Source organism: Streptomyces flavofungini (assembly GCF_041028215.1).
Classification (GTDB): domain Bacteria; phylum Actinomycetota; class Actinomycetes; order Streptomycetales; family Streptomycetaceae; genus Streptomyces; species Streptomyces flavofungini_B.
The window spans coordinates 1-7,612 of the sequence record NZ_JASKYR010000446.1; the positions used below are offsets into that span (position 1 = coordinate 1).

Here is a 7,612-nt window from a genome sequence, read left to right on the forward strand (position 1 = left end):
GCGTCCGGGGGCGGCTCGTGGCCGTGGCTGACCATGGTCCGCTCGCCCTCGTACGCCATGGAGACGGTCACCGGGGTGTGCCAGCCGGGGACGGTCCTCGACGAGGCGAGGTCGATGCCCTCGCCCCCTTCGAGGGCGTCCCAGCAGTACTCCCCGTAGTGATCGTCCCCGAAGGCGGCGGCCAGCGACGTGTGCAGGCCGAGCCGGGCGAGCGCGGTCGCCATGTTGGCGACGCCGCCGGGGCTCGACCCCATGCCGCGGGCCCAGGACTCCGTGCCGCGCACGGGCGCGGAGTCGAGGCCGGTGAAGATGATGTCGAGGAAGACGGTGCCCGTGAGGTAGACGTCGCAGGCCGGATCACCGGCTCTGCGGGCCGACTTCAGCGGGTCGACGGTGGGCTGGGCTGGTACGACCATGCAGGAAACGTAACCGACGATCCCCCGGGAGGTCCGGGGTTACGGCCCCTCCGGCGTGGACGGAAGCCCGGAACGGCGGTCCGGACGGTGCCCTGGCTCAGGTGCGCTACCAGCGCGGCACGGCCGGGGTCCGCCACCCCGGGTCGGTCACCCGCATCGCCGCCGCGTCGTCCCGCTCCCGCATCGCACGGAAGCCGTCGTCGAGCCAGCGCGCGTGCAGCGCCGCGAGCTTCTCCCGGTCGAGTTCGACGCCGAGGCCGGGGGTGTCGGTGACGGCGATCGCGCCGTCCACGAACCGCGGGCGCTCGCTCAGCACGTCCTCGGACTGCCAGGGGTAGTGCGAGTCGCAGGCGTGCCGGAGGCCGGGCACGGTCGCCGCCACGTGGGTCATCGCGGCGAGGCTGATGCCCAGGTGGGTGTTGGAGTGCATGGACACGTCGACGCCGAAGGTGCGGCATACGGCGGCCAGTTCGCGCGTACGCCGCAGCCCGCCCCAGTAGTGGTGATCGGAGAGCACGACCCGCACGGCGCTCCTGCCGCCGTTCTCCTTGCCGAAGGCCTCGGGGATCTCCTCGAAGGTCGTCACGCACATGTTCGTGGCGAGGGGGACCGGGGTGCGGGCGGCGACCTCGGCCATGGCGGGCGTGCCGAGGGCGGGGTCCTCCAGGTACTCCAGTACGTCTTCCAGTTCCGCCGCGACCTTGAGCGAGGTCTCCACCGACCAGGCTCCGTTGGGGTCGAGCCTCAGCGGCGCCCCGGGGAACGCCTCCGCGAGGGCCCGTACGGCGGCGATCTCCTCCTCCGGCGGGAAGACGCCGCCCTTGAGCTTGAAGGAGGTGAACCCGTACCGCTCGGTGAAGAGCCTGGCCTGGGCGACGATCCCGGCCGGGTCGAGGGCGGCGCCCCATCCGTCGTCCGGCTCGTGGGGGACGCCCGCCGGGTGCTGGGCGTGCTTGTAGAACAGATAGGCGCTGTACTCCACGGCGTCCCGCACCTTGCCGCCGAGCAGCGCGTGCACGGGCAGTCCGAGCGTCTTGCCGAGCGCGTCCAGGCAGGCGACCTCGAACCCGGAGACCACGGAGAGGCGCAGCTTGTCGGCGGTCTGCACGCCGCGCAGCCCGCCCACGTCGACGGCGCCGTCGAAGCGCACCGACGGCTGGAGGCCGAGGACCGCGGCGGCGCCCGCCGTCTCGCGCAGGACCTTGCCGCGGAAGGTGGTGGGCGCGTCGGCGGGCGGCTGCTGGAGGGCGAAGATGGCCGTGCGGACCTCCTGGATGGTGGACTCCAGCTCGTCGACGGCGTGGTCGAGGGTGGACTCCACCGGCGTCGACCTGGCCCGGTGACGGGTCGACTCCAGCATCATGCCCGTGGCGAAGAGCCGCTGGACGACGAGGTCGTGCAGGTCGCGCGCGATGCGGTCGCGGTCCTCGAAGACGGCGAGGCGCTGCCGGCTCTGCTGGGCGTCGGCGAGGACGAGGGCGAGGGCCGCCTGCGAGGCGAACTGGGTGGCGAGCAGCCGCTCGGCGGCGGTGTAGGCGGGCGCCCCACGTCTGCGGGGAAGAGCCAGGGTGCCGATGAGCCGCCCGCCCGCCTGGAGCGGCAGCATCATGCTGGGGCCGAACCGGACGCGTACGTGGGTCGTCATCCGGGGGTCGGTCGCGGAGTCGTCGATGAACACCGGTTCGCCGCCGAGCAGTTGGGTCAGGACCGCGCTGCCGGGTTCGATGGTGGTGCCGATGAGGTCGTTGTGGCCGTCGTCGTGGTGCGGGGAGCGGCTCGGGCCGGGGGCGGCCTGGGCTTCCGGGCGTTCGCGGGCGGAGGCGCCCCAGCCGTGCGGCGCGCCGTCGGTGGAGGCCGCGACGATCCGCATGCCGCCCGCCTCCGTGGGCTGGAGGATCACACCCGCCGCCGCGTCGGCGAGAATCCGCGCCCGGTCCGCGACGGTCATCAGCGCGTCGGCCGCCTCCGAGCCGGTGAGCAGGGCCGTGGTGACCGCCGCCGCGCCCTCGATCCAGCGCTCGCGCCTGCGGGCCGCCTCGAACAGGCGGGCGTTGCCGATCGCGATACCGGCCTGGCTCGCCAGGATCTTCAGGAGCTGGCGGTCCTCCTCGGTGAAGGGGCCGCCCGCCTTGTCGGCGAGGAGCAGATCGCCGAAGGGCTCGCCGTGCACATGGACGGGCACGCGGATGACGTCGCCCCCGGGCGCGTCGCCCGCCGGACGCGCCCGGGCGGCGCCGCCCGCGACGAACAGCTCGGCCGGGGTGCCGCCGCCCGTGCCGGTGGCGCCGAGCGTGCCGTACCCGGCGCCGGTCAGCCGGGCCGCGCCGTCCACGATGTGCTGGAGGGTGGCGTGCAGTTCGAGGTCCGTGCCGACGCTGAGGACCGCTTCGAGCAGCGGCGTCGAGGCCAGCGGGGTGTCGGCTCCTTCGGGCATCCGTGTCATGTGCTCCGTCGAGGGGTCCGCCCCGTGTCCGCGCCGGTCAGCCGGACAGCGGGTCGAGGACCAGCGGCTGGATCCTGCCCTCCAGCATCGCACCGAGGCCGAACACCGCGCAGGTGTCGGGCCGCTCGGCGATCTGTACGGGCATGCCCGTCGCCTCCCGCAGCATCGTGTCGAGGCCGGGCAGGAGCGCGCTGCCGCCGACCATCATGATCCCGCGGTCCACCAGGTCGGCGACCAGCTCGGGCGGGCAGTCCCTGAGCACCTTGCCGATGCCGTCGAGCACGGTGGTCAGCGGGGTGTGCAGGGCCTCGCGGACGGCGGCGGTGTCGACCTGGACCGAGCGGGCCCGGCCGGTCGCGACGTCCCTGCCGTGGATCTCGGTGGACTCCGGTCCGTCCTGGGTGATGCCGTTGCCGCGCAGCGCGATGTGCAGGGGGCGCACGGACTGGAGCGGCAGCAGCAGCTCGTGCCGCTGGCGCAGGTGCTGCACGATCGCGTTGTCGATGGCCTCGCCGCCGACCGGGATGCGCTCGGCCGTCACGATCGCGCCGAGGGAGAGGACCGCGACCTGCGTGCTCGCGGCGCCGCAGACCAGGATCATCGTCGCCTCCGGCTGCTCCACGGGCAGTCCGCAGCCGACCGCGGCGGCGATGAGCGTGTCCACCAGTTCGACCCTGCGGGCGCCGAGCCCGACCATCGTCTCGACCGCCGCGCGGCGGGCCAGCGGGTCAGCGTCGTGCGGGGTGCAGACGGCGGCGCGCAGCCGGGGCTTGCGGCGCAGGGTGCGGCGGAGCTTCTCGCCGATCAGGTGCCGCAGCATCCGCTGGGCCATGTCGATGTCCACGACGGTGCCGCCGGACACCGGGCGGACCACCCGGATGTAGCCGGGCGTGCGGCCCGTCATCTCCTCGGCGAACCGGCCGACCGCGATGAGCGCGCCCGTCCGTGTGTTGACCGCGGCGGCGCTGGGCTCGTCGACGACGAGACCGGCGCCCTTCACGAACACCCGGGTCCTCGCGGCACCCATGTCGACGGCGACGTGGCAGCGGCGCAACTGCTCCAGACTGACGGTCATGGCAGATCCTCCCGAGAGCGCAGACCGTGGGGGCCGCCGAACGGCGGTCCTCTCTCGCATGGTGCGGCGCGCGCGGGCGGGGCGCGCGTCAAGCTGAGCCGGGCGGGGTGCCGCCGTACGGGTGAAGTGCGCCACCGGCCGCGTCCGGGACCGGATCGGGACCGCCGTCCCCGCGCCGCTGGCGGGTAGGTGCCCTGGCGGCTTTCCGCCACGCACCGCCAACTCCCGTGCACCACAGGCTCCCTGACACTCTTCGCAGCACTCGGGCACCACCCCGGCCCGGGGCAGACGAAGAGAGGCAGCCAATGACCAGAGCCCCCGTACGGCGAAGAGCCGGACGCCTGGCCGTCCTCGGTCTCGCGTTCGCCCTGCTTCCCGCCGGGCAGAGCGCCGCCCGGACCGGCACGGCCGAGGCCCCTCGCGAGCGCGCGGCCCGCGCCGCCCACACCGTCACCCTCATCACCGGCGACCGGGTCACCCTCACCCCCCTCCCGGACGGCAGGCAGACCGTCACCGTCGAACGCCCCGCCGGGGCGAGCGGGGCGGTGCGGAGCGAGATATCGGGCGGGCGCGTCACCGTCGTACCGGACGAGGCGCGGCCGTATCTGCGCTCCGGGGCGCTGGACGAGCGGCTCTTCGACGTCACCGGGCTCATCCGGCAGGGGTACGCCGCGAGGGCCGGGGCCGCGGGCCGGCCGCTGCCGCTCATCGTGACCTACGGGAAGCGGGCGCGGGGCGCCCACGAGCCGCCCCGGGGCACCAGGAAGGTACGGGCCCTGCCCAGCGTCTCCGGGGTCGCCGTCACGGCCGAGCGCCCCGCCGCCCTCTGGCGGTCCCTCACCGACGAGACGTCCGGCACCGACGAGACGTCCGGCACCGACGAGACGTCCGGCACCGGCAGGGCGTCCGGCTTCGGCAAGGCCTCCGGCATCGGCAAGGTCTGGCTCGACGGCCGTGTCGAGGCCGACATGGCGCGGAGCAACGAGCAGATCGGCACCCCCGAGGCGTGGGAGGCGGGGCTCACCGGCAAGGGCGTGAAGGTCGCCGTCCTCGACACCGGGTACGACGACGGGCACCCCGACCTCACCGGGCGGGTCGGCGAGAGCAAAAGCTTCATCGCGGGCGAGGGCGTCGCCGACCGCAACGGGCACGGCACCCACGTGGCCTCCACCGTCGGCGGCAGCGGCGCGGCGTCCGAGGGCGGCAGGGAGAAGGGCGTCGCACCGGGCGCCGATCTCGCCGTCGGCAAGGTGCTGAGCGACGAGGGCTTCGGCAGCGAGTCGGAGATCATCGCCGGGATGGAGTGGGCCGCCGGGGACGTCGGCGCGAAGATCGTGTCCATGAGTCTCGGCTCGGACGAGGCCAGTGACGGCACCGACCCGATGGCCGCCGCCGTGAACACCCTCTCCAAGGAGACCGGCGCCCTCTTCGTCATCGCCGCGGGCAACACCGGCGCCCCCTCCTCCATCGGCTCACCCGGCGCCGCCGACTCCGCGCTGACCGTCGGCGCCGTCGACTCCGCCGACGAGGCGGCGTACTTCACCAGCCAGGGCCCGCGCGCGGGCGACCACGCCCTCAAGCCCGACCTGTCCGCGCCCGGCGTCGGCATCCTCGCCGCCCGCTCCCACCTCAGCGACGGCGAGGGCCCCTACACCGAGATGAGCGGCACGTCGATGGCGACCCCGCACGTCGCGGGCGCCGCCGCCCTGCTGGCCGAGCGGCACCCCGACTGGACGGGGGCCCGCATCAAGGACGCCCTGATGTCGGGCTCCGAGGAGCTCGACGCCTCCGCCTACGCCCTCGGCGCCGGGCGGCTGAGCGTGCCCGGCGCCCTCGACGCGCCGGTCACCGCGAGCGGCAGCGTGGACTTCGGCTTCCACGGGTGGCCGTACGAGGACGACGAGCCGGTCGGGCGGACCCTCACCTACGCCAACTCCACCGGCGAGGACGTCGAGCTGAAGCTCGCCGCGCACGGGGCCGCCGACGGTGTCGTCACGCTCGCCGACCCCACCCTCACCGTCCCCGCGCACGGCACCGCGTCGACCACCGTCACCGGTGACGGGGCGAAGGCGCCGGTCGGGACCGTCAGCGGCGCGGTCGTCGCGAGCGTGGGCGGCAAACAGGTCGCGCGCACCGCGTTCGGCCTGGTCAAGGAGGAGGAGCGGTACACGCTCACCGTCCATGTGAAGGACCGCGACGGAGCGGCGAGCGCCGCCGACCTGGTGGTGCAGCGGCTCGCCGGGGGAACGGAGCCCTTCCCGGCCGCCGTCGGCGGCTCCGGCACCCTGAAGCTGCGCCTGGAGCCGGGCACGTACGCCCTCACGTCCTTCCTCGACGTGCGCGGCGCCCGGGGGAAGGACTCCCTCGGCCTCGGCTTCCTCGCCGATCCGCAGGTCAGCCTCGACCGGGACCGCGAGATCACCCTGGACGGGCGTCGGCTGCGCGAGATCAGGGCCGACGTCGGGCGGCGCACCGAGACCCGGCAGCTGCTCATGGAGTACGACAGGAAGGCGGGCGGCGCCGACCTGATGGGCGCGGTCCAGGTGCCCGTGACGTACGACAGCGTGTTCGCCGCGCCGACCGCGAAGGTCACCGAGGGCAGCTTCGAGTACCGCACCGTCTGGCGGCTCGGCAAGCCCGTCGTGGACGTGCGGGGCCTGCGCGAGGCCGTCGCGCAGCCCGGCGGGAGAGTCGCCGAGGGGCGCGCGAGGTGGCGTGTCGTGGACGCGGGCGACGGGACCCCGGCCGCCTACGAGGGCAAGGACGTGCGGGGCAGGGCCGTCGTCGTGCGCCGCACGGACGCCGTGACCCCCGAGCGGCTCGGGCAGGCCGCGCAGGACGCGGGGGCCGCCGCGCTGTTCGTGACGGACGACCGGCCGGGGCGGCTCAACGCCTGGTTCGGCACCGACGGCAACGCCGACCGGCCGCTCCAGATCGCCACGGTCGACGCGGCCGACGGGGCGCGGCTCGTCGCGGCGGCGAAGGCGGGCCGGAGCGTCACGAACACGGGCACCGTGCACACCCCTTTCGTCTACGACCTCTCCGAGGGGCACGAGGGATCCGTCCCGGAGGACCTCGTCCACGCGCCGGGCAAGCGCGACCTCGCCGTGCTCGACACCACGTACTACGCGGTGAAGCCCGCCGAGGGCGGCGAGTTCCGCTACTCCGTCACCGGCGCCTTCCCCGTCGGCATCGGCTTCCAGGAGCGGATCGCCTACCCGGCCGAGCGCACCGAGTACGTCTCCACGGGGGCGGGCCAGCTCTGGCACGAGTCCGTGTCGACCGGGCCCGGGGCGCTGGAGGAGCGCGGCGGGCTGGTCGCCTACCGGGGCGGCGAGCGGACCGGGCTCGACTGGTTCAAGCCGGTGCTGCACCCCTGGCTCGGGACCGGGCTCGGCTGGGGGCAGACCCGCCGGGGCAACGACCTGGAGTTCAACGTGCCCGGCTGGGGCGACTCCGGGCCCGACCACACCGGCTTCGGCGACATCTGGAACGAGGACTCCATGACGCAGACCAGCGAGGTCTTCGTGGACGGGGTCAGCGTCGACCGGCGGCAGGGTTCGGGGGTGTACGTGTGGGACGCGGAGCCCGGGGAGCGCACGTACCGGGTCGTGACCGACACGACGCTGGACAGGGAGCGGTGGCGGCTCGCCACCCGGGGCCACGCGGAGTGGACCT

At 74.7% G+C, this 7,612-nt stretch carries 3 protein-coding genes and 2 pseudogenes; 1 reads left to right on the forward strand and 4 read right to left on the reverse strand.

What is annotated here, in order from left to right; all coding sequences use genetic code 11:
* The 4 genes and pseudogenes from AB8Z36_RS26475 to AB8Z36_RS26490 form a co-directional block, all read right to left on the reverse strand.
* A partial coding sequence (locus tag AB8Z36_RS26475; protein ID WP_369215889.1) for a carbohydrate kinase family protein occupies positions 1 to 416 on the reverse strand: 416 nt, incomplete at its 3' end.
* A 106-nt stretch (positions 417 to 522) separates the two neighbouring features.
* Positions 523 to 1,569: pseudogene (locus tag AB8Z36_RS26480) on the reverse strand (enolase C-terminal domain-like protein); the annotation flags it as partial.
* Positions 1,570 to 1,707: 138 nt separating this feature from the next.
* Positions 1,708 to 2,859, reverse strand: a pseudogene (locus AB8Z36_RS26485) (GAF domain-containing protein); the annotation flags it as partial.
* Positions 2,860 to 2,896: 37 nt separating this feature from the next.
* Complete coding sequence (locus AB8Z36_RS26490; protein WP_369215890.1) at positions 2,897 to 3,934, reverse strand: rod shape-determining protein; 1,038 nt, start codon at positions 3,932 to 3,934, stop codon at positions 2,897 to 2,899.
* A 305-nt stretch (positions 3,935 to 4,239) separates the two neighbouring features.
* Between AB8Z36_RS26490 and AB8Z36_RS26495 the strand changes: the two genes are divergently transcribed.
* Positions 4,240 to 7,612 (forward strand): S8 family serine peptidase (locus AB8Z36_RS26495; protein WP_369215891.1); only part of this gene is annotated, 3,373 nt, incomplete at its 3' end.

Excerpts from the sequence above, each read along its gene's own strand:
- AB8Z36_RS26490 (WP_369215890.1), bottom strand. The coding sequence starts at position 3,934 with ATGACCGTCAGTCTGGAGCAGTTGCGCCGCTGCCACGTCGCCGTCGAC.